Here is a 650-nt window from a genome sequence, read left to right as displayed (position 1 = left end):
TGCCTGGTTTGCCATTACTGGATGGTAGAATCTTCTTCCTTGTAGTGTGCGAGGGTGTTGGGGGCCGTGGCTCAGCTTCGCAGGAAAGCGGGGCCAAAGCATGCGCGCTGTCTTCCTTCCTGGTTGCGTCATCCTGCGGGATCGTTGGAATAGTGTATTCCATCATGTTGGCTTGTCCAATGATTAAATTTAAAGTAATACGCGCATCAATGCATCGTTGTCTGCCGTGTTCGCTACGACGATATCCGTCCAGCCAAATTGGCGGGCAAGCATGGCTAAACGTTCGCTGACCACTATCAACCGGCATGAAATCAGCCAGGCGCGGCGATAGTATTCAGGCATTAAGGTATAGAATTGCTGTAACATTTCGCCGCTGGTAATTACCAGCGTGTCGATACCTAGCGTCCGCATGCGTTGCCCTTGCTCTTCGCCGTCATAATGTATCGAGCTGCGGCGGTAGCATTCGCAATAGGAGGTCTGCACGCCGCGCTGGCGCAACGTCTGCTCCAGCACTTCCCGTCCGTTGTTGCTGCGCAGGATAAGCGCGCGTTTGCCGTCGATGCGCGCCAGCGCCGGCATACTCAGCAAATCCTCGCTGGTTTCTCCATCATCGGGGTAGCTGACCGGCAATCCGCTCAGACCGTGCAGCC

General features: G+C 55.2%; 1 protein-coding gene. It reads right to left on the bottom strand.

The genetic code is table 11. The annotated features are described in order from the left end of the window. Positions 1–189: 189 nt before the first annotated feature. The coding region (locus tag BG74_RS17630; RefSeq protein WP_244267407.1) for a uroporphyrinogen-III synthase at positions 190–650 on the bottom strand (461 nt) is incomplete at its 5' end.

This window comes from Sodalis-like endosymbiont of Proechinophthirus fluctus (assembly GCF_001602625.1).
GTDB lineage: Bacteria > Pseudomonadota > Gammaproteobacteria > Enterobacterales > Enterobacteriaceae.
Note: the sequence above shows the minus strand (reverse complement) of the source record. Positions and strands in the feature narration are given on the sequence as shown.